Raw genomic sequence first — 20,349 nt, forward strand, 5'->3', positions numbered from 1 at the left:
TCAGATGTGCGTGTCCATTCCAGCGATCCCTTACCGCCAATTAATCGCAAGTCATCAGAACGCACACCATAAGAAGCCGTTCTTTGCAGCAGCCGCGTAAATCGAAGTGTTAATCGAGCCGCTAATCAAGCTACTAATCGAGATACTAAGAGGCTACTAAGAGGCAATGATAGAAGTGCTAATCGGAATGCTGAAAAACACAAATTAGGAGCCTCCCACCTGACTTTCGTAGCTCAGCTGATCGACCATTCACATGATATCCATACTAATGCGCATTGTGGGGATGTATCCGTACAAGGCGGTGTTGACGTAGTTTATCCATATAATACGTGTTGACGTAGTTTTTATCCGTATAAGGCAATTTGCAATAAGGCTTATTTGCGATAAGGCGTGTTTGCGAAATATGTCCGTACCGGGGTTTTGTCGCAAATTATATCCTGCCCATCGAAGTTCTCGCAGCATCTTTTTTGCTATTGGACGTGTTCCCTTCCTTCTTATTTCCCACGAGCTGATTCAACGGGATAATCATCAAAAAGGGGGCGGCAGAGAGACGATGAACGATGAACGATGAACACTGTTCCCCCTGTCGCATATAACCGTACTTATCGTTTTTCTTGCAACATCTTACTTCTACCGTGCATATTTGCTTCTTTCTCTCACTCACTGCCTGATGCAACGGGATAATCATAGAAAGAGAGCGGAAAAAGTACTATGTTACCCTAGAAAAAAGCGGGCTCCGGGCAGCTTGCCCGGGCCCGCGTTAAGGGTGCCGGTAACTTGGGGGCCGCATTGGCCCGCGTCTATCATCTATGTGTTAATTAAATGCCCGGGATTGGGCTGCGCTTGTGCTCGGTTTTGCGGTAGAAGGCCTCCAGGCGCTCTTGGACGGCCGGATCGATCTGCTTGCCTTCCAGATAATCGCTGTTATCTTCGTAGCTGATTCCGAGCTCCTTCTCGTCTGTTTGCCCTTCCCACAGGCCGGCGGTTGGCGCCTTGTCGATCACGCTTTGCGGCACGCCGAGGCGGACGGCAAGCTGGCGAACCTGGCGTTTGTTCAGCGAGCTGAGCGGCGTAACGTCAACGGCTCCATCGCCCCATTTGGTGTAAAAGCCGGTAATCGCCTCGGACGCATGGTCGGTGCCCACAACGAGCAGGTTCAGCTCAAAAGCCAGCGCATATTGCATGACCATCCGCGTCCGCGCTTTCACGTTACCTTTGCCTTGCGGGCTGAGGTGACGGGATTGCCCGATATTTTTCAAGCCGTGCTCGACTTCGAGGGCAATTTCGTCTACGGCTTCCTCAATATTCGTCTCTACCGTATGCTTAAGTCCAAACGCCTTGGCCACCTCGTAGCTGTGCTCGATGTCCTCCTGCTTCCCGTATGGCTGGAACACGCCCAACGTCATGTACGGTTGGCCGGTTTCCTGCGTCAGCTCGTCCGTCGCCCGTTTACACAAGCCGGTGGTTACTGCGCTGTCAATCCCGCCGCTGATCGCGATTAATAGGCCGGTCGTGCGCGCCGCTTTGACCTGCTCCTTCAAAAAGTCGACCCGCCGGCGAATTTCCTCATCCACGTCAATGACGGGTTTAACCCCAAACCGCTTAATGATTTCCTGCTGCAAACTCATCTAAATCCCTCCACATCCAAGATATAACACCTTATGTAAGTAGTATGCCCTAAATCGAAAAACGCCCCGAACCATCCAGACAGGCTGGATGGCGGGGCGAAAGCAACTGTCAGATCAGCGGCCATTCGTCGGCTGCAGATTGCGTCGCTGGATCAGCTTAAGGATCGTCTGTCGCCAGGTCGGCAGGCAGATTAGATGCTGCTTCATCCGCTGGCGGAACGGCTGGCTGCTACAAGGTCAGCTGGCTGATCCGCTGCTGCTATCAATCGGAGATCGCTACAGCTTACCGGCAGAAGCGGTCAAACGCGCTGGTCAGATCAGCGGCGATTTCTTCAGCCGAACGGTCTTCAATTTGGTGGCGTTCGATGAAATGGACGAGCTCGCCGTCCTTCATCAATGCGATCGAAGGCGAAGAAGGCGGATACGGTGCGAAGTATTCGCGTGCTTTCGCCGTTGCTTCTTTATCTTGACCCGCAAACACGGTAAACAGGTGGTCCGGTGTCACGTCATGCTGCAACGCCTTCGCTACGCCCGGGCGGCATTGTCCCGCTGCGCATCCGCAGACGGAATTGACAACGACCAGCGCAGTCCCTTTCGCGTTTGGCAGCTTCTCTTCTACTTCCTCCGGCGTACGCAGCTCTTGAATCCCCAGCACGGTTAATTCGTCTCTCATCGGTTGTACCATGTCTCTCATATATTGGTCAAATGACATCGACATTACCCATCACTCCTTATGCATAATCACATGGCTCTATTTTGAGCTCTCGCAATCGCCTCGCTCTTAGCCAGATTAATTTAATTATACATTCATAGGGAAGGAAAGCAACTCTGCCTATCGACGTCAAATGGCCCAACCCCGGCTTAGGAGAGTGGAAAAAGAACGGTAAAAGTTGTGCCTTGACCCTCTGTCGAATCGACGGTAATTTTGCCACCGTGGCGTTCGACGATGCTAAGGCATAACGCCAGCCCCAGCCCTGTTCCCTTCGCTTTTGTCGTGAAAAATGGCTCGAACAGCTTCTCACGTTGCCCGGAAGGAATCCCGGGTCCTGTATCGCTGACCACCAGCAGTCCACCCTGATCGGTCACTCTGGTCTCAAGCGTAAGCTGCCCTTTCTCAGCCATCGCCTCCATCGCATTACGCGACAGATTTAAGATCAGCTGTTTAATCTCCTTGGCATTCAGCAACAATTCCGGCATGGAATCATCCAGCTTGACCTCGATCGTTTGGCCGCGAAGGTTCGCATCTGCCCAAAGCAACGGCGTCAGCTCCTTGATGATGTCGTGGAGATGGCATTTCTCACTTTCAACTGGACGATTCTGCGCCAGGGAAAGAAAATCATTGATGATGCCATTGGCCCGATCGAGCTCCTCCATCACGATCCGGTAATAATGATCAAGCGTTGGCGGGCTCTTCTCCCGCATGAGCTGCAGAAAGCCCCGCACCACCGCCATCGGATTGCGGATTTCGTGCGTGATCCCGGCAGCCATCTGACCCACCAGACTCAGCCGCTCCACATGGTTCAGCTCCATCCGCAGCGTTTCCAGTTCGGTGATATCCTGAACGATAGCTACCGCACCGATCACTTCGTTGGATTTGCTTTTTTGAATCGGAGACGTACTGGTAAAATAAATATGATTATCCGCTTTGATTAAGTCGGTCACTTTCGTTTGCCCTTCGAGCGACTGCTCGACTCGGGAGGCGATGGACTCAATCGGCACGCCGCTGAGCACATCGCTCAACCGGCGCAGCAGCAGATCCTCGCGTCGCGATTCGTTCGGCTCTTTTTGGTACGTCCGATAGAGTTGGAGAAACGTTTCATTTATCGATATAATATAACCTTGTTGATCCAGCAGTACGATACCTAGCGGAGCGGCGTCCATCATTTGCTGAAGCTTCTCCGCTTCGCGGAAGTATTCGCGCGACAGCTGCATCACTTGGCCGCGCAGCTTCTCCTTCTCCAAGGTGCTTTCGATCATGTAAACGAACAAGCTGCCGACCAGCATCGTCACTAACACATTAATGAATCCATTCGTTATAGCGTTGAGGTCTGAATGGAATGATAGGCTTCCGGTCAAAAATGGAGACATACCTATCATCGTCTCCCCGCCCATAAAGTAGAGAGAGAGGATGGCTACTTTGCCCTGGCGACCGGTTCTTTTGAAATAGCGGGAAGTGAGCAGAACAAAAGGATACAGGAGAATTCCCGTCTCCATGATAAACCCGATAAGGGTGTAATTTACTGCAAACAGAGGATGAAGGATGATCTGCAGCAGAGCCAAAGTAACCCCGTCCCGGAGCCGACCATACAGCATGAGAGCAAACAGGGGCAATATCCCGAAATTTAAAGGGGAAACTTCCCATAACCGCGAGGCAAAAATATCGCAAAGCAACATGCTGGTGAAGCAGGTATACATTAAGCCTACGGCATAGGGATGTCCCTCGGCGCTACGGTTGTTGTGAGGCCAGCAGCAATTTGTTTTCTCAAACGTCAACGGAAACAGAAAAGCAGGCAAACTGGCGATCAGCACTTGAAGCAGGATCTCTTTAACAACATCCACGTTCTCCCTCCTCTGGCGGAAGAATACAAAAATACGACTCTAGTTTCGATTAAATCATAGCCGACAAAGTTTTACAATAATTCATGGTTTATAAAATAGTAAGAATAGTACAAATAGAGAGGATATTACATGAAAAAAGCAGATGTCATCGTCATCGGCGGCGGCCCCTCCGGGCTGATGGCCGCCATTGCGGCAAGTGAGCAGGGTTCTAAAGTTCTTTTATTGGACAAGGGAGACAAGTTAGGACGTAAATTGGGCATCTCCGGCGGCGGAAGATGTAATGTCACCAATGCCAAGGAGCTGGACGAGCTCATCCAGTTTATCCCCGGAAACGGCCGTTTCCTCTACAGCGCTTTAACCACGTTCGGCAATAAGGATATTATCGCTTTCTTTGAAGGACTCGGGATTAGGCTCAAAGAAGAAGACAACGGGAGGATGTTCCCTGTCTCCGATAAAGCCAAGACCGTGGTAGATGCGCTGATCAACAAAGTACGCTCCCAAGGTGTTCAAATCCGGGTAAATAGCCCCGTAGCGGAAGTTCTTTACGACAATGGTCGAACCGTCGGCGTCAAGCTGAAAACCGGAGAAGTGCTGGAGAGCCATGCGGTGATTGTCGCTGTTGGAGGGAAATCCGTCCCGCAAACCGGGTCGACCGGTGACGGATATGCCTGGGCAGAGAAAGCCGGCCACACGATTACTGAACTTTTTCCAACAGAAGTTCCGCTCACTTCGAATGAACCTTTTATTCAAAGCAAGGAGCTGCAAGGGCTGTCCTTAAGAAACGTATCCCTTTCCGTATGGAATCCTAAGGGGAAGAAGCTGATCGAGCATCATGGCGACATGCTGTTTACGCACTTCGGGATTTCAGGACCAATTGCTTTACGGTGCAGTCAGTTCGTTGTCAAAGCTCTAAAGCAGTTCGGCACGGGGAATATTGAAGTTTCCGTTGACTTTACTCCCGATAAAAGCAAGGATGAAGTCTACAACGAAACGCTGAAGCTTGCTGAACAAGATCCCAAAAAGTCAATTAAAAACGTATTAAGAGCGTATTTGCCTGAGAAAATCATTCCAATCCTGCTGCAAAAAGCCGAATTAGATCCTCACCTGACTTACGCTCACATTCCGAAGCAAAAGTGGCTGCAATTCGCCCAGTTGGTTAAGCGTTTCCCGATTCGGGTCTACGGTACGTTATCGATTGAAGAAGCTTTTGTAACGGGCGGCGGCGTGAATATAAAGGAAATCGATCCTAAAACAATGCAATCGAAGCTGATGCCAGGACTTTATTTCTGCGGCGAAATTCTGGACGTACACGGCTATACCGGCGGATACAACATTACTGCTGCTTTCGCCACGGGGTATACCGCCGGCCGCAACGCAGCGCTGAGTATAGGGCGTTAACCGACCGGAACAACGAAAAAGGGACGCTGCGGGGTTTATCCCGCCTGCGTCCCGTTTGCCATCATTTAGACAGTTGTTCATCTAATCTTTCTGCCAGTTCGATGCGGCGAGCCGGCCTCAACGGCCGGCAGCTTCGTGTTGTACAGGTCCCGTGGATTCCCGGACGATCAGCTTGGGTTCCATAACGATTCGTTGTTTGATGTCGTCGCTCCCTTCGTCCGGCGAAGAGAGAAGCAAGCCAAAGGCCAGCTTCGCCATTTCGTCCGTCGGCTGGTCAATCGTGGTCAGCGTCGGGTTCGTGACCGTTGACAAAATCGTGTTGTCGAAGCCGATGATCGACAGCTGCTCCGGGACGCGGACGCCGCATTCCCTAGCCGCCTGCAACGCGCCGATCGCCAGCATATCGTTGCAGCAGAAGATGGCTGTCGGCGGATTGGGCCCGCGAAGCAGCATCGTCGTCGCCCGCTTGCCGTCCTTGATCGTGGATTGGCAGGCAACAATCCGCTCGTCGTCCAGCGTCTTGCCGGCCTCGAACAGCGCAAATCGGAACCCTCTCACGCGCTCCTTACTGCTGCTGAACTTAGCGTTCTCCGACAAGATCGCAACGTTCTCGTGCCCGAGCTGTAGAAGATGACCCGCCGCCAGCGAACCGCCTTTAAAGTCGTCCGTCAATACACGATGCACAGTGATATCCGGCGTCTCCCGGGCGATCATCACGATCGGAACGGAATTTTCGGACAGTTGCGCAATAATGTTGGCATTTTCAGCGCCGGTGCCGATCAGCAGGCCATCCACGCTTTTTTGTTCCAGAAGCTTGATGTATTTCTCGATGCGTTCGTCGTTATTATCCGTGCTGCATACAATGACGCTGTACCCTTCCTCATGGGCCATATCTTCCACAGCCCGGGCGATTTCGGAGAAGAACGGGTTCGACACATCGGGAATCAGCAGTCCCAGCGTATACGTCTTCTTCCCCATCAAAGCGGATGCGATGACGCTTGGCTTGTATTGAAGTCGGTCCATCACCTTAAAGATTTCTTCCCGCTTCTTCTTGCCCACGTTGCCTTTGCCGTTAATGACGTTGGAGACGGTCGCAATCGACACGCCCGCTTCCTTGGCAACGTCGTAAATCGTAGTCCCTTTCATAAACAACCTCATTCATTATCGGATAGTAGTCCGAGCGTTACCGCTCTCTATTGTGCTATTATCCGATGATTTATTTGCCTTTGCAAATGTTCAATCGGGTTGAGTCTTGCGCATGCCTGCCGGTTCGAGCGTCCATGCGTGGTCCGGGTCGTTGCGGATCTTCCAGGTGCGGACGGGACCGGCCATGACGTTGAGATAATAGACGTCGTAACCCGGAGGCGCAGACACCGGATGATAGCCCTTTGGCACGAGCACCGTCTCCCCATCCTTTATCGCCAGCGTTGAATCAAGCGAGCCGTCGTCCGTATACACGCGCTGAACGGCAAAACCTTGCGGCGGGTTCACCCGGTAATAATACGTCTCCTCCAGCAACGTTTCATCGGGCAGGGCATCCTGATCATGCTTGTGCGGGGGATAGCTGGACCAATGCCCCGGAGGCGTAAACACCTCGACAACGAGCAAGCTGTCCGCAGGCTTCTGTTCCGGCAAAATATGGTGAATATATCGCTGCGTCACCCCTTCTCCCCGGACTTCGCTGTCCATATCCTCTGGCCCGATCAGGCGAGCCGGATGGCCGCCATTCCGATCCGGCGCATGGCAGACCGCCAGCTCCAACTCGGTCACCGCTTCAATTTCGTACCGATTGCCGCCCGGCACATAGACCGCATACGGGGGAATGCGTTCAAATACGCTCATCCGCTCGCCAACCGCCTCCCACCGGGTCTCTGCCGTTGATACGTGGGCCTTCCCTTCCAAAATCACCAGGCAGTATTCCCGATCCTCTGTACTCCGTTCGATTTTCTCCCCAGGCTTCAGCCGGTACACGTCAAAGCCGACATAGCTCCAACCGGCGGATTCCGGCGTCACCGACAGCAGCGGGAGCTCGCCCGACGCTCCCTTGTCAGGACGAACGATTAGATTTGGCATTTTCTCATCTCCCTTCGCGTTCAGCATGGATCGATCCGGCCACATCCAGCTCTGACAGCTTGACGATCCGCCGTTCCTGAAGCGACAGCTTCGCTGCCCGAGCGATCCGCTCCGCCTGCAAGCCGTCCTCACCGTCAACCGGAACCGGTGTGCCGCTTAACACGCAGTCAATAAATTGCTGCGTCTCCAGGATGTACGCCTCGTTATAGCGCTCGAGGAAGAAGTATAACGGCTTATCGCTCTGCACGCCTGACGACGTGCTAAGCGCCACCGTGTTGGCGTAGTCGTTGTCGGCGTATGCCGCGCCAAGCGAGCCAAACGCTTCCGCACGCTGGTCATAACCGTACGCCGCTTGACGGCTGCAATCGATCACGCCCAACGCGCCGTTAGCAAAGCGCAGCGTCACGATCGCCGTATCCACATCGTCGTATTTCGCAAAAGCGGGATCGATCAGCACCCCGCCGTGCGCGGACACTTCCACCACCTCGCTGCCGGACAAATAGCGCGCCATGTCGAAGTCATGGATCATCATGTCCATGAAGATGCCGCCGGATACCGCGATGTAGGCTTCCGGAGGTGGACTCGGATCGCGGGACGTAATTTTAATAAGATGTACGTCACCGATTGCCCCCGACTCGACATGCTCGCGGACGCGGCGGAAATTGTGATCGAACCGGCGGTTGAAGCCCACCTGCAGCTTCACGCCGGCACGGCGCACCTCCTCCAGCGCCTCCTCCGTCTGACGGATATCCATGCTGATTGGCTTTTCACAAAAAATATGCTTACCGTTTCTTGCAGCGCTCTTGATGAGCGGAACATGGCTGTCTGTGGACGAGCAGATGAATACCGCATCGATGTCAGGATGATGAATCATCGCGTCGCTGTCGTTCGTGACGAGCGGAATCTCCCTCTCCCGTGCCCACTTCTCCAATTCGGCGTCCGCATACAAGTCGCTGATCGCGATGACCTCTGCTTGCGGCAGTCTTTTGAGATTACCCACGTGAATTTTGCCGATTCTCCCGGCGCCGATGACGCCGATTCTTAATTTATCCATGTCGTTCCTCCCACTTAACTTCAGCTTGGTTACAACCAGCGAGCGGTCACCATTTTTTTGCGCGTATAAAATTCGACCCCGTCTGTGCCGTTCGCATGCAAGTCGCCGTAGAACGACTTCTTGTAACCGGAGAACGGGAAGAACGCCATTGGTGCAGGCACGCCCAAATTAATGCCCAGCATCCCAGCGTCAATGGTCTCCCGGAAGGTCCGAACGTTGGCGCCGCTGCTCGTGAACAGACAAGCCCCGTTCGCGAATTCCGAGCGGTTGGCGAGTTCGATCGCTTCCTCCAACGTCTTCGCCCGCATGACCGACAACACCGGCGCAAAAATCTCATCTCTGCCGATCGCCATCTCGCCATTCACCTGATCAAAGATCGTTGGCCCGAGGAAAAAGCCTTCGCCGCTTGCCGCCGCATCTTCGCGGCCATCCCGAACGAGCACGGCGCCTTCGGTAATGCCGCTTTCGATGTAGCGAATCGTCCGTTCCTTGTGCGACTGCCGGATAACCGGGCCAAGGAGCACGCCTTCGTCGAGACCGTTGCCGATCTTGATCCTGTCCGCAGCTTCAGACAGTCTGGCGACAAGTTCGTCCGCGATGTCGCCAACGGCAACGACAACGGCGCAAGCCATGCAGCGCTCGCCAGCAGAGCCAAACGCCGCGCTGATAATCTCCTTGACGGCAAGGTCAAGATCCGCGTCCGGCATTACGATCGTATAGTTTTTGGCCCCAGCCAATGCCTGAACGCGTTTGCCGTTGGCCGCACCGGTCTTGTACACGTATTCCGCCACCGGTTGTGAGCCAACAAACGAGATCGCCTTGACGCCGGGATGCTGCAGCAAGCCGTTTACAACATCATGCGCACCGTGTACGACGTTCAGCACGCCAGGCGGCAGGCCAGCCTCATGGAACAGTTCAGCCAGCCGGTTCGCCAGCAGCGGCGTCCGCTCGGACGGCTTGAGCACAAACGTATTGCCGCACGCAATCGCCAGCGGGAACATCCAGCAAGGCACCATCATCGGAAAATTAAACGGCGTGATGCCACCGACAACTCCGAGCGGGTAGCGGTACATGCCGGATTCCAGGTTCGAGGCAATATCCGGCAGCTGCTTCCCCATCATCAGCGAAGGTACACCTGCGGCGAATTCGACGCATTCGATGCCGCGCAGCACTTCGCCGTGCGCCTCGTTAAAGCTTTTGCCGTTCTCTTGCGTAATCAGGCGGGCTAATTCATCCCAATGCTCCACAAGCAGCTGCTGGTACTTAAACAACACCCGTGCACGGCGCGGAACCGGTGTCCGGCTCCATGCGGTAAAAGCTTCGGCCGCAGCCGAAACCGCCTGATCCACCTCAGCCTGCGTAGACAACGGCACCTTCGCCAATACTTCGCCTGTTGCCGGGTTGTAGACATCCTCCGTTAGTTCGGATGCGGACTTAACCCATTGTCCGCCGATCCAGTTGTTTAGCGTCGTTGAGTTCATAGCGCATGTTCTCCCCGTTTCTATAGGCCGGCCCACTTGCCTCTCAAGTTAACCGGCTGTAATCTCCCCGCGCTCGCAGCGCTGAATATAGTCCTCCACCGCTTTGGCAGTGGGCATCGCGTCCGAACAGCTGTGACTCGAAATCACAATACTTGCTGCCGCCCCGCCAAAAGCCATGCTCCGGGCGACATCCCACCCGGACATTAGTCCGTGAAGGAAGCCGGAAGCATAGGCATCGCCGGCCCCAAACGTCTTGATGACCTTTGCTGGATACGACGGAGCGCGATGCTCCAGGCCATCCTCCGTATAGGCGATGGACCCCTCCTTGCCATGCTTGATGACGACGAGCTTCGCACCGCGATCGAACCACTTGGCAGCGGTGTACCGGTCACTGCGGTCGGAATTCTGCTCGAATCGCTCCATGCTGTCGAATTCCTCGCGCGTCCCGAGGATGATGTCGCTTTTCTCCGCTACAAGGTGGCAGTACACCGCCGTTTCCTCCGGCGATTTCCAGGTATAAGGCCGATAGTCGATATCAAAAGCGACCGGAGTCCCGTGAGCCCGGGCATACTCCAGGGCGACGAATACCGCCTCCCGAGACGGACTTGCGGCCAGTGCTGTACCCGAGATCAAGAGCGCTCTGCTCTCCGCAATCAGCGATTCATTCACCTCCAGCGGGCCAAGCTTCAGATCGGCCACATTATCCCGATACATCAGGATGCTGCAATCCGTAGGGCTCTTGATTTCCGTGAACGCAAGCCCGGTGACCGCGCCGGTGTGGTCCGTCGAGACGCCGCTGTCGTCGATGCCGTTATCGCGCAGGTACGTTCGAATAAATCGGCCCATCTGATCGTCGGCCAATTTACCGATGAAGGCGACGCGCCGGCCGAGCCGGCTCATGCCGATGGCAATATTCGCGGGCGAACCCCCAACATACTTGGTGAACGTCACCGTCTGCTCCATCGGGCGGTTAATTTCGTTCGCGTTAAGGTCAATACATAGCCGTCCAAGCGCCGTGAGGTCAAACCTCCGGTTCTCCGGGAACAGCGAAACCAACGTTGTCATGAAGGGTCCCCTCCTTCAGCCGGAATCAGCGAGTGCAGATAGGCAAGCGCCTTCGCTGCATATTCCCGCGGCGGATGCTCCGCCGGATCCTGCTCGCCCTCAAGCATGGCCCAACCGCTGTAACCGCGGCTGATCAGCTCAGCGATGATCGGCCCAAAATCGATGCAGCCGTCGCCCGGAACCGTGAATACGCCTTCACGAATGCAGGTGATGAAGTCGGAGCCGGCTTCTTTTAGCTTACGCAGCCTGTCGTCGCGCACGTCCTTCAGATGAACGTAGGCGATGCGGTCGTAATGCTTGCGGAGCACTGTCAGCGGGTCCGCCCCGCCGTACAGCGCGTGCCCGGTATCAAACAGCAGCCACACCGATTCCGGATCGGTCAGCTCCATCAGCTTGTCGATCTCATCGGGCCCTTCGATGACCGTGCCGCCATGGTGGTGGTAGGTCAGCTTCAGCCCGTACTCGCGGGCGATGCGGCCGGCAGCGTTAAGACCTTCAGCCAAGCTGCTCCATCCCGCATCGTCCAAAGAAATAACGTTCCGCTCGTTTGGCGTTCGTCGCGGATCAAAGTGCAGTGAACCGCCAACTTCACACGTGCTTATCACCTCAGCCCCCATCTCTTTCAGAAACTTTACATGCTTCCGGTATGCCTCCAGTTCCTGCTCCCGATAAGCCGGATCAGAGAAGAGCACCGACTTCCATTGCGAGACCAGTTGGATGCCGCGTTTGGACAACTCCTGCTTCAGCACGCCGATCTCGGTTGGATATTTTCTCCCCATCTCCGTTCCCGTCAGGCCCAGCGCTTGGATATCATCCAGGATTTGTTCGTACGTCGTGTCCGCTCCATGCTCCTTGACGTCTTCCCCCACCCAATTAATCGGATGCGCCCCTAAGCGAAAAGAAAAACCTCTCATCCTCATCCCTCCCCGTTGCCGGTTTCGATTAATAAGCTCTTGCCTGCCGAATGCGCTCGTTCATGGCTTCGTGGGCCTTAACAACCCGCTCGCCCGTCGAGACGGCGGGGACGCCGACGTTCCACCAGGACTCGTAGCCCTCCGTGTTGGTGCCCGGCAGCACCGCGATCTCGATCAGCGTCGTCCGCGTCTCTGCCTGGGCCAGGCGAAGCGCCTCGCGCAGCTCCTCCGTGTTCGCTGCCTTATACGAAGCTGCACCAAGACTGCGGGCGTGCGCGGCGAAGTCGATGGGAAGCACCTCGCCCGTGTAGCGGCCTGTGCCGCCCTCCCGATAACGGAATTCGTTGCCAAATCCGTCGCTTCCATGCTCGCGCTGCAAGTTGTGAATACATTGGAAGCCGTGGTTATTAAACAGCAGGACCGTGATTTTCCGCCCTTCCTGCAAGCTGGTGAGCAGCTCGGAGTGAAGCATCAAATAGCTGCCATCCCCGACCAAGGCGTATACGTCCCGCTGCGGCGCCGCCAGCGAGACCCCAAAGGCGCCGCTCACTTCATAGCCCATACAGGAGAAGCCGTATTCCATATGGTAGGTATCCGGCCGGGACGTCCGCCACAGCCGCTGCAGGTCGCCGGGCAGACTGCCCGCTGCGCATACGATAACCGCTTCGTCGCCGATCGTCTTATTGATCACCCCAAGCGCACGTGTCTGCGCAAGCCCGTCTTCGCGTTCCAGCCCATATAACCGGTCGACCTCCCGATCCCACTCGGCCTTGAGCGCTTCGATCTCCGTTTCGCCGTAAGCTGACGCATACCCCGCCGCCGCCAAAATTTCCGCAAGCGCCGGCAGCGTTGCCTTCGCATCTCCCGCAAGCGGGATCCCGTCCAGCTTGACGCCGTCCAGCCGGCTGACGTTCACATTCACAAACAGCGCGTCTTCCCGGTACGCCGACTTGGATGCGGTCGTAAAGTCGGAATACCGCGTACCGACGCCGATGACGAGATCGGCCTGATGGGCGAGCCGATTCGCCGCGAGGCCGCCGGTGACTCCAATGCCGCCGACATTAAGCGGATGGTTCCAAGGCAGGACGCCTTTGCCCGCCTGCGTCTCCGCCACCGGAATGCCAAAGCGCTCGGCGAATGCCGCCAGCTCAGCCTCCGCCCAAGAATAACGCACGCCGCCGCCTGCAACGATGATCGGACGGCGCTTGGCTGAGATGGCTTCCGCCGCCCGACGGAGCGCCTCCTCAGACGGACGATGCCGCTCAATGACATGCACCCGCTTGTCAAAAAACGCCTCCGGGTAATCATAAGCCTCTGCCTGAACATCCTGCGGAAGCGCAAGCGTCACCGCCCCCGTCTCTGCCGGGTCCGTCAGCACGCGCATCGCGTTCAGCGCTGCGGTCATCAACTGCTCCGGACGAACGATGCGATCCCAATACTTGCTTACCGGCTTGAAGCAATCCGTCGCCGCGATCGTGTAGTCGTGGCCGGCTTCCAGTTGCTGCAGCACCGGATCAGGCTGCCGTGAGGCGAAGTTGTCGCCGGGCAATAGCAGCAGCGGGATACGATTGACCGTTGCCGTCCCGGCTGCGGTCACCATGTTCAGCGCGCCAGGACCTATCGAGGTCGTGCACGCGTAGATGCGCCGGCGCCGCGATTGCTTCGCAAACGCGATCGCCGCATGGGCCATGCCTTGCTCGTTCTTGCCTTGCACGTATACTAGCTTGCCTGGGCTTCGTTCCAGCGCCTCCCCGATGCCCGTTACATTGCCATGGCCAAAGATGCCCATGACCCCAGCCACGAACTTCGTCTCGACACCGTCGACGGATACGTATTGATTGTCCAGAAACCTTAACAACGCTTGTGCCATTGTAAGCCGGATCGTCCGCATTTTGCCCTCCCACTTTTCATTAATCGCTTAAAAATACAACGCTTTCAATTTATCGTAAACTTCTATGTTCAAATTAAGTGAAGCGCTTAATTAACTTTTTACTATAAATTTGCAGTGAGCGCAATCATTTTTTGGGGCTTGGGTAGATCTCGACAAAGGTTTAGAAAAATCGGGAATTCTCAATTTCTCGGTCGAAACGGCGGTTTTTGAGACGAGCGCGGACAAACAAAAAAATAAAACAACCCGGCGTCAGAATTACAATACCAGGTTGTTTTTCGCGGATCTAGTAAAGCGCTTTATGACCTATCCTATGATTTAAATGGGGGCTACCCTCGCCTACGATCTCCATCGTCTGAAGGATAAGCCCATTTCACGGGAGAAGCCGCCAAGCCATCTGGCGAGCAATACGCCCGTGGATGCCTTAGACGCCATCGTTGTCATAGATGTTTTGCTGCGGGCGGCCAGCCCCAAATGCTCCCATAACGTCAGCGTATCGTAAAATACCGGCTGCTCCGGAATATAAGCATAATGGTTCGCCCCGCCATGAAATGTCACCTCGGCGTCCGCAAACGGCAGCAGGACAATCGCCTTCAGCGTGGTGCTCTTCCCCGCTCCGTTAAGCCCGATCAGCCCGGTAAGAACACCGGGCTTCACTTCGAGCGAAATTTGTTTGATGGCGGCCATCCCTGACTCGTATCCCGCCTGATGAATATTCACTTCCGTTCCATTACGCCTCCACAGCTCCCACAGTCTCCACTGCCGGTACAGCTGCGGCGCGGTCCCGCTTCATAATGGCCGGGGCAATCGACAAGAGCAGGAAGCCGATGACGGCCATCAGGCTGCCCGATACAATGAAGGCGGGTTCCGGCCCAAAGGCGGTCACCAGCGAGCCGCCAAACAACGGTCCGATCAGCGTTGCGGTCGAGGTCAAGCTCGATACCGTTCCAAAAACGCGCCCGGTCACCGCTTCCGGGGTCCGCTGCTGCAGCGTGACCTGGAACGGGATAAACGTCATCCCCGCGCCTAATCCGGCGAATGCGAACAATGCCAGCATCAACGCCATGACTCCGTCGGTAAACGTGACCCGGCTCACGATAAAGCCTGCTGCCGCGAACACCAACCCCAGCATGGCTCCGCCGATCCCCATTTTATACAGCGGAGTGATCTTGAGGCGCTGCGTGAGCCACGCCGCAGTTAAGGTGCCTACCCCGCTAAACGTAATGCACCACCCCAGCAAGTCATCGGGCACCCCAGGGATCTCCCGGAACAAAACCACGGCTTGCGAATCGGCGATCTGCAGAACGAGCAAACACGCGCACAGGATCAATGTGGCAATGGCAAGCAGCGGAATTCCGCCGATGATTTTGATGCCGGCCGCCATTTCTGCCCAAAACCCCCGCTTCTGTTTCCCGGATGCCGCTGATTCCCCGGCTTCCCCTTCCGCCGGTTTCGACAATGCTGCAACGCTCCGCAACTTGCCCGGCACCTTGGTTAACAAGAGCGCCGAAACGAGAAAGGTTCCCGCATCCACCACAAAACATACGGTTACGCTAAATGCCGCCGTCAGCATCCCGCCCAGAGCCGGACCGATAATTTTGGTGCCCTGTTCAATGATCGCACTGTAGGAAACGGCCTGTTCCAACTGCTCATGCGGTACAATCTCTTTAATTTTCCCGTTCTTGGCCGGGGAGAAGATGACGTCCAAGATTCCCTTGAAGATTAACAGGACGTACACCTGCCAGATCTCCGTTACGAACACGAAGCCGAGCAGCACCCCAAACCGCACAAGGTCGGAGAAGACCATCAGCTTTTTGCGTTCAAATCGGTCCGCCAGCATGCCCGCCAACGGTCCGCCCAACAATACCGGCAACACCATACAAAGCGAGACCATTGTAATTTCCCAAGGCGTGGCCTGCCATTTCAAGCCAACCATCGTCAGCAAGGCGAGCAAATACAACCAGTCGCCGATGTTGGATACCAACTGCGCCGATAACAGCGCTAAATAAGCACGATTTCGCAAGAGGCCGGAAGTTTCCCGGCTGGCCAAACCTTTCCCCAATCTTCTCATCTTCGACATCCCCTACTCCGCTTTGATTTATGAAGTTATCTTAATGAAACGGAAGGGGGATTCCATCCGTCTCGGGGCCGATTCCGTCCCTGCGCCGCAGAATGAAATTTTTGTGGTCCTAAGGCAGAGAGAATTACATTTATTTCCATACAAAAAAGACGCAAATTGTGATAAATTATATTTTTTTTAAATCTAAGGTGGTTTAAGATTACAAGTACTCGATCAAGTTCAAAGATTCACAAATATAAAATAAGGGCGGGATGCACATGATGACCACCGAACAACGCGGAACGGATTTGTCACTGCATTTGTACCGGGTTTTTGCCAAATCATTTAAGAGCGTCAACGAGCATGCGGTCATGGGGAGCAAAATCCAAGGATTTAATCCTACGGCCTTTGCCGTTCTGGAGGTCCTGTATTACAAAGGCTCTCAGCCGATTCAACAAATCGGCGCGAAGCTGCTGCTGCAAAGCGGGAACGTGACGTATGTGATCGATAAGCTGGAAGCGGCCGGCTTGCTGCACCGAACGCCTTGCCCGCGCGACCGTCGTGTAATTTATGCCAATCTGACACCTAAAGGCAAAGAGCTGATGGACCGGCTGTATCCGGAGTATGCGGAGCGGATTGACCACGCGCTGAGCGGGCTGACGGATGAGGAGAAGAAGGTCATGATCGAATTGCTGAAGAAAATGGGCCGTGAAGCCGAGAAGCTTGCCCCGTTGCTGCGGAAATAAAACAAATAGGCTGTTTCCATGGCTCATCGGCATGATGAACCTGGACACAGCCTACTTCGGGAAATCCGTGAGAATTCCCTTACCGTGAGAATTCCCTTACATAGAATAGAGTGATGAAATCACCTTATCTCAGGACCATGAGCCCGATAAGGTGATTTTTTATGGAATGCTCCAAACCCTAATGGGTCGGATCCATATCCTTGTTGTGGTCGCGGTTGTTAATGTCGCGGTGCCGGCGGTCATTCACCTTTTGCTGCATCTGCTGGGCTTGGTGTGCGTTGACCGGGGTCCGGTCCAGATCCTCTACGACATTCGTCAAATTTTTATCGATTCCCGATTTGCTTCGTGCCATCGCATAGGTCCTCGCTTTCTCGTTGTTAAGGGTTCGTCAGCGGCGCCAAAGCTTGCGCGCATTCATGAATATGACGGACATAGTCTCCGGTTAACTCCTGAATTTCCTGGCTGTTCTCCGCAATGGCCTGCCCATCCCGCTCCACATCTACCAGCTCGACACGAACCTCGCGCGGGTCCATATAAGAGCATTGAAAATCGAAGGAATAAAGCTGATGTCCCGCCGCATTGATATGAATCCGCAGCCCCTGGGGGTCCGCCCCATCAGCTTGCACCTGTACGGAGTCTCCCGGGTTCAAGTATTCCGGCAGCTGCTTCTGCCAAGCGTTGACGAGCGTGTGTTGGTCAACGTTCATGACCTTGTTCATAGTTACACCTCCCCTTTTCTGTTAAGGTGCGGAGAGGCAGGCTTTTTTATACCGTTTGATGCAAAAGAGACTGTAGACCGCGGCTACCCAAGGTCCGCCAAAAAGCAAAACGGGCCGTCCCATGAAGGGACCGCCCGCTGTAACCCCATATGAAGTTAAGCTCTATCTATAGAGGGCTCGCCCGCCTCGACGTCCTCCTCCTGCTCCGGTGCCTGGTTACGCAGCCCGAAAGCGCATAGGATGCCAACGATGCCAAGCACAGCCATCACGATAAACAGCGTATGCAGGCTTTGTGCCAGTACATCCTTTAGCTCACTCCATAGCTTGGGGGCGAGCAAGTGGACTTTTTCCGGAGACAGCAGCTGATCGATATCATCCTGAGAGATCGGGATCCCTGCCGCCGTGCCATTCTTCGTCTGGGCAACAATCTGCAGATTAATCAAGGTACCAAAGGCGGTGACCCCAATCGTCTGCCCAATCGATTTGACGAAGGAATTTAGCGCCGTAGAGGCGCCGCGCAGGTTATAACCAACGGAGGATTGGGAGATGATCGTAAATACGGTAAACGAAAAACCAAACCCGATCCCGTACAGCGCGTTATAAATCAACAGCGGCCAGATCGGTGTTCCGCCTTGGATCGTAGCCAATCCTAACGCACCGAGGGCGATGATCACCATTCCGATCAGCGAAGTGTTACGGGAGCCGCGGGTAATGATCCAACGGCCGCCCAACACCGAGCCAAGCATCCAACCGATGGACATGGGGGCGAGTACGAGACCGGAGGTCGTCGCATTTTGCCCCTGCACTCCTTGAACCCAGAGCGGCAGATACGAGGTTAACCCGATGAGCAGGGCGCTTGCCAACAGACTGGTGATATTGGAGAAGGCGATATCCCGGATACGGAACAGCTTCAGCGGCACCAGCGGTTCCTCGGCCCGTTGCTCAACGACGAAGAACAGCACCAGGAAGCAGGCCGCCACAGCAAAAATCCCGATCAGCCAAGGCGAAACCCAATCAAACTGTTGTCCGCCCGTCGCCAGCCCAATCAGCAAAGCGGAAACGCCAATCGTAAAGGTGACCGCTCCCAAATAGTCCACCTTCACCTTCCGTTTTTCAATCTGTTCATGCAGATAGACGATGATGAAATAGAGCGACAGCAGGCCAAACGGTACATTAAAATAGAATGCCCAACGCCAATTCAATGAATCCACGACATATCCGCCCAGCAGCGGCCCGATCAAAGAAGAAATGCCCCAAACCGAGCTGATCCAGCCCTGAATCTTGGAGCGTTCCTCGATGGAATAAATGTCGCCGATAATCGTAAACGTCACCGGCAGCAGGCCGCCGGCTCCGATCCCCTGCAAGGCGCGGAACCCGATCAGCTGTCCCATGCTGTGCGCCGTGCCGGACAGGACCGAACCCGCCAAGAACAGCAGGGAACTGATCACAAACACCGGTTTGCGGCCGTACAAATCGCTGATTTTCCCAAAAATCGGCGTAGTGACGGACATGGTCAGCAAATAGGCGGTAAACACCCAGCTCAGCAGCCGGGCGCCGCCCAGATCGCCAACGATCCGCGGGCCTGCCGGACCGATGACAGTCCCTTCGATCGCCGCTAAAAACGTGGACAGCAGCAAGCCCGTTAAAATATAATTCCGTTTCAATTGCATTGGTTTCATGATGAATAAAACTTCCTTTCTTTACTTTCCGGGCAAGGATTCCATAAACACTCATTATAATTCAACCCTCTGAAAAAAGAAAGCGGACAACAAACACAGGCCCTTTCCTGGTTTGTCGTCCGCATGTTTACGTATCGTCTATTGGATCGTCTGCTTCATCGTTATCGTACCGTTTCCTGTCCAGCTTTAATCCCGCTCTTCGTCCTGAAGCTGCCCTTCCGCGATCCGCCAACGCTTGACCCGTTGGCCTTCAAACAACTCCGGCTCATGGGTGATCATGATCAGCGCGGCACCTTGGTCCAGCGCCTCACGGCACAAAGCCGTTAACAAGCGGACACCGCTGTAATCGATGCCCGCCGTGGGCTCATCGAGAATATACAGCCGCTTCGGGCAGATCATGACAGAGGCTGCGCTCAGGAGCCGCTTCTCCCCGCCGCTTAACCAATACGGGGAATCGCCGGTTTTACCGCTTAAGCCGATCGCCTCCAGCATCCGTTCCGCGCGCTGCCGCCATTCCTCCGGCACAGGATCCCGCGGCCGCAGCCCAAGCTCAGCGCGCGGGCTGTACAGCAGCTCGTCCAGCACCGTCGAAGCAACGAATTGCTGCTCCGGCTGCTGGAACACGTAGCCGATCTCGGACGCCAGATCGTACAGCGTCCGGCGAGCGGTATCCTTGCCCTGCCAGAACACCGTCCCTTTGGGCGGGCGCAGAAGGCCCATCAGCAGGCGGGACAATGTGGTTTTGCCGGAGCCGTTGTCCCCGCACAGCAGCCGCCATTCGCCAGGGTACAGCGTGAGGCTAACATCCCGCAGCACCGGCTCGGCCCCGCGGGCGAAGGCGTAGCTGAGCCCGCGCGCTTCGAGCAGGGGGGTGCGGAACACCGGCGCAGCGGCCGCGGGAGCCGGGGCGGGCGCTGCGGGACGCTCGGCGGCGGGCGTGTGCTCGGCTGGAGCTTGAGCGAGCTCAGCCGAGACGGCCGAGACACGCGCCGGGGCTGGGGCCGGCGCTGAGGCGAGCTCCGCTGCCGTCGCCTTAGCAAGGGCGGCGTGCCCCTCCGGGCCGCCGCCGCTTGGGCCTGGGCCTGC

The 20,349-nt window shown here is 55.5% G+C and carries 18 protein-coding genes; 2 read left to right on the top strand and 16 right to left on the bottom strand.

Annotation, left to right across the window (positions count from 1 at the left end):
* Positions 1-818: 818 nt before the first annotated feature.
* The 3 genes from nadE to M3G15_RS19300 all read right to left on the bottom strand — a co-directional run bounded on the left by nadE (position 819) and on the right by M3G15_RS19300 (position 4,187).
* A complete protein-coding gene (nadE, locus tag M3G15_RS19290) occupies positions 819-1,628 on the bottom strand; it encodes an ammonia-dependent NAD(+) synthetase (protein ID WP_009227057.1) in 810 nt (269 codons plus the stop codon).
* A 283-nt stretch (positions 1,629-1,911) separates the two neighbouring features.
* Complete coding sequence (locus tag M3G15_RS19295; protein WP_009227056.1) at positions 1,912-2,346, bottom strand: BrxA/BrxB family bacilliredoxin; 435 nt, start codon at positions 2,344-2,346, stop codon at positions 1,912-1,914.
* A gap of 143 nt (positions 2,347-2,489) precedes the next feature.
* Positions 2,490-4,187: a two-component system sensor histidine kinase NtrB gene (locus tag M3G15_RS19300; RefSeq protein WP_009224097.1), complete on the bottom strand. Its 1,698-nt coding sequence runs from the start codon at positions 4,185-4,187 to the stop codon at positions 2,490-2,492.
* A gap of 129 nt (positions 4,188-4,316) precedes the next feature.
* On the opposite strand from M3G15_RS19300, the gene M3G15_RS19305 reads away from it, so the two are divergent.
* Positions 4,317-5,585, top strand: a complete 1,269-nt coding sequence (locus tag M3G15_RS19305) for a BaiN/RdsA family NAD(P)/FAD-dependent oxidoreductase (protein ID WP_009224096.1) — start codon at positions 4,317-4,319, stop codon at positions 5,583-5,585.
* Between the two features lie 117 nt (positions 5,586-5,702).
* Here M3G15_RS19305 and M3G15_RS19310 read toward each other — a convergent pair whose 3' ends face one another.
* The 9 genes from M3G15_RS19310 to M3G15_RS19350 all read right to left on the bottom strand — a co-directional run bounded on the left by M3G15_RS19310 (position 5,703) and on the right by M3G15_RS19350 (position 16,131).
* Positions 5,703-6,731, bottom strand: coding sequence for a LacI family DNA-binding transcriptional regulator (locus M3G15_RS19310; RefSeq protein ID WP_260071798.1), 1,029 nt, complete (start codon positions 6,729-6,731; stop codon positions 5,703-5,705).
* Positions 6,732-6,821: 90 nt separating this feature from the next.
* A complete protein-coding gene (gene iolB / locus M3G15_RS19315; RefSeq protein WP_260071799.1) occupies positions 6,822-7,658 on the bottom strand; it encodes a 5-deoxy-glucuronate isomerase in 837 nt (278 codons plus the stop codon).
* 4 nt (positions 7,659-7,662) lie between these two features.
* A complete protein-coding gene (gene iolG, locus M3G15_RS19320; protein WP_260071800.1) occupies positions 7,663-8,712 on the bottom strand; it encodes an inositol 2-dehydrogenase in 1,050 nt (349 codons plus the stop codon).
* A gap of 29 nt (positions 8,713-8,741) precedes the next feature.
* The gene (locus M3G15_RS19325) at positions 8,742-10,193 is read right to left on the bottom strand and encodes a CoA-acylating methylmalonate-semialdehyde dehydrogenase (RefSeq protein ID WP_260071801.1); all 1,452 of its coding nucleotides are present in this window, start codon (positions 10,191-10,193) and stop codon (positions 8,742-8,744) included.
* 48 nt (positions 10,194-10,241) lie between these two features.
* Positions 10,242-11,258 (bottom strand): 5-dehydro-2-deoxygluconokinase, encoded by a 1,017-nt coding sequence (iolC, locus tag M3G15_RS19330; protein ID WP_009224091.1) that lies wholly within the window; start codon positions 11,256-11,258, stop codon positions 10,242-10,244.
* Positions 11,255-12,172, bottom strand: a complete 918-nt coding sequence (gene iolE, locus M3G15_RS19335) for a myo-inosose-2 dehydratase (RefSeq protein WP_260071802.1) — start codon at positions 12,170-12,172, stop codon at positions 11,255-11,257. The genes iolC and iolE overlap by 4 nt, the downstream gene beginning before the upstream one ends.
* Positions 12,173-12,200: 28 nt before the next feature.
* Positions 12,201-14,063, bottom strand: a complete 1,863-nt coding sequence (iolD, locus tag M3G15_RS19340; protein ID WP_260071803.1) for a 3D-(3,5/4)-trihydroxycyclohexane-1,2-dione acylhydrolase (decyclizing) — start codon at positions 14,061-14,063, stop codon at positions 12,201-12,203.
* A gap of 336 nt (positions 14,064-14,399) precedes the next feature.
* Positions 14,400-14,780 carry an ATP-binding cassette domain-containing protein gene (locus tag M3G15_RS19345; RefSeq protein ID WP_260071804.1) on the bottom strand — a complete coding sequence of 127 codons (381 nt, stop codon included), beginning with the start codon at positions 14,778-14,780 and terminating at the stop codon, positions 14,400-14,402.
* Positions 14,781-14,790: 10 nt separating this feature from the next.
* Positions 14,791-16,131 (bottom strand): MFS transporter, encoded by a 1,341-nt coding sequence (locus M3G15_RS19350; RefSeq protein ID WP_260071805.1) that lies wholly within the window; start codon positions 16,129-16,131, stop codon positions 14,791-14,793.
* A gap of 266 nt (positions 16,132-16,397) precedes the next feature.
* Here M3G15_RS19350 and M3G15_RS19355 point away from each other — a divergent pair, with 266 nt between their 5' ends.
* Entirely contained in the window at positions 16,398-16,865 is a 468-nt protein-coding gene (locus tag M3G15_RS19355) for a MarR family winged helix-turn-helix transcriptional regulator (RefSeq protein WP_009224086.1), read from the top strand.
* 178 nt (positions 16,866-17,043) lie between these two features.
* On the opposite strand, the gene M3G15_RS19360 is transcribed toward M3G15_RS19355, so the two are convergent.
* From M3G15_RS19360 to M3G15_RS19375, 4 genes are all read right to left on the bottom strand, one after another.
* Positions 17,044-17,217 (bottom strand): hypothetical protein, encoded by a 174-nt coding sequence (locus M3G15_RS19360; protein ID WP_260071806.1) that lies wholly within the window; start codon positions 17,215-17,217, stop codon positions 17,044-17,046.
* A gap of 25 nt (positions 17,218-17,242) precedes the next feature.
* Positions 17,243-17,584 (bottom strand): hypothetical protein, encoded by a 342-nt coding sequence (locus M3G15_RS19365; protein WP_009224084.1) that lies wholly within the window; start codon positions 17,582-17,584, stop codon positions 17,243-17,245.
* A gap of 155 nt (positions 17,585-17,739) precedes the next feature.
* The gene (locus M3G15_RS19370) at positions 17,740-19,263 is read right to left on the bottom strand and encodes an MDR family MFS transporter (protein WP_260071807.1); all 1,524 of its coding nucleotides are present in this window, start codon (positions 19,261-19,263) and stop codon (positions 17,740-17,742) included.
* A gap of 186 nt (positions 19,264-19,449) precedes the next feature.
* The coding region (locus M3G15_RS19375; protein WP_260071808.1) for an ABC transporter ATP-binding protein at positions 19,450-20,349 on the bottom strand (900 nt) is incomplete at its 5' end.

Origin of the sequence: Paenibacillus sp. p3-SID1389, assembly GCF_025151705.1 — a bacterium.
Lineage (GTDB): Bacteria > Bacillota > Bacilli > Paenibacillales > Paenibacillaceae > Fontibacillus > Fontibacillus phoenicis.

What these genes read in the sequence shown, in the direction of transcription:
- M3G15_RS19295 (WP_009227056.1), bottom strand. Translation starts at nt 2,346, where the DNA reads ATGTCGATGTCATTTGACCAATATATGAGAGACATGGTACAACCGATG.
- M3G15_RS19365 (WP_009224084.1), bottom strand. Translation starts at nt 17,584, where the DNA reads ATGAACAAGGTCATGAACGTTGACCAACACACGCTCGTCAACGCTTGG.
- nadE (WP_009227057.1), bottom strand. Translation starts at nt 1,628, where the DNA reads ATGAGTTTGCAGCAGGAAATCATTAAGCGGTTTGGGGTTAAACCCGTC.
- iolG (WP_260071800.1), bottom strand. Translation starts at nt 8,712, where the DNA reads ATGGATAAATTAAGAATCGGCGTCATCGGCGCCGGGAGAATCGGCAAA.
- M3G15_RS19350 (WP_260071805.1), bottom strand. Translation starts at nt 16,131, where the DNA reads ATGAGAAGATTGGGGAAAGGTTTGGCCAGCCGGGAAACTTCCGGCCTC.
- iolC (WP_009224091.1), bottom strand. Translation starts at nt 11,258, where the DNA reads ATGACAACGTTGGTTTCGCTGTTCCCGGAGAACCGGAGGTTTGACCTC.
- M3G15_RS19370 (WP_260071807.1), bottom strand. Translation starts at nt 19,263, where the DNA reads ATGAAACCAATGCAATTGAAACGGAATTATATTTTAACGGGCTTGCTG.
- M3G15_RS19360 (WP_260071806.1), bottom strand. Translation starts at nt 17,217, where the DNA reads ATGGCACGAAGCAAATCGGGAATCGATAAAAATTTGACGAATGTCGTA.
- M3G15_RS19305 (WP_009224096.1), top strand. Translation starts at nt 4,317, where the DNA reads ATGAAAAAAGCAGATGTCATCGTCATCGGCGGCGGCCCCTCCGGGCTG.
- iolD (WP_260071803.1), bottom strand. Translation starts at nt 14,063, where the DNA reads ATGCGGACGATCCGGCTTACAATGGCACAAGCGTTGTTAAGGTTTCTG.
- M3G15_RS19310 (WP_260071798.1), bottom strand. Translation starts at nt 6,731, where the DNA reads ATGAAAGGGACTACGATTTACGACGTTGCCAAGGAAGCGGGCGTGTCG.
- M3G15_RS19325 (WP_260071801.1), bottom strand. Translation starts at nt 10,193, where the DNA reads ATGAACTCAACGACGCTAAACAACTGGATCGGCGGACAATGGGTTAAG.
- iolE (WP_260071802.1), bottom strand. Translation starts at nt 12,172, where the DNA reads ATGAGAGGTTTTTCTTTTCGCTTAGGGGCGCATCCGATTAATTGGGTG.
- M3G15_RS19355 (WP_009224086.1), top strand. Translation starts at nt 16,398, where the DNA reads ATGATGACCACCGAACAACGCGGAACGGATTTGTCACTGCATTTGTAC.
- iolB (WP_260071799.1), bottom strand. Translation starts at nt 7,658, where the DNA reads ATGCCAAATCTAATCGTTCGTCCTGACAAGGGAGCGTCGGGCGAGCTC.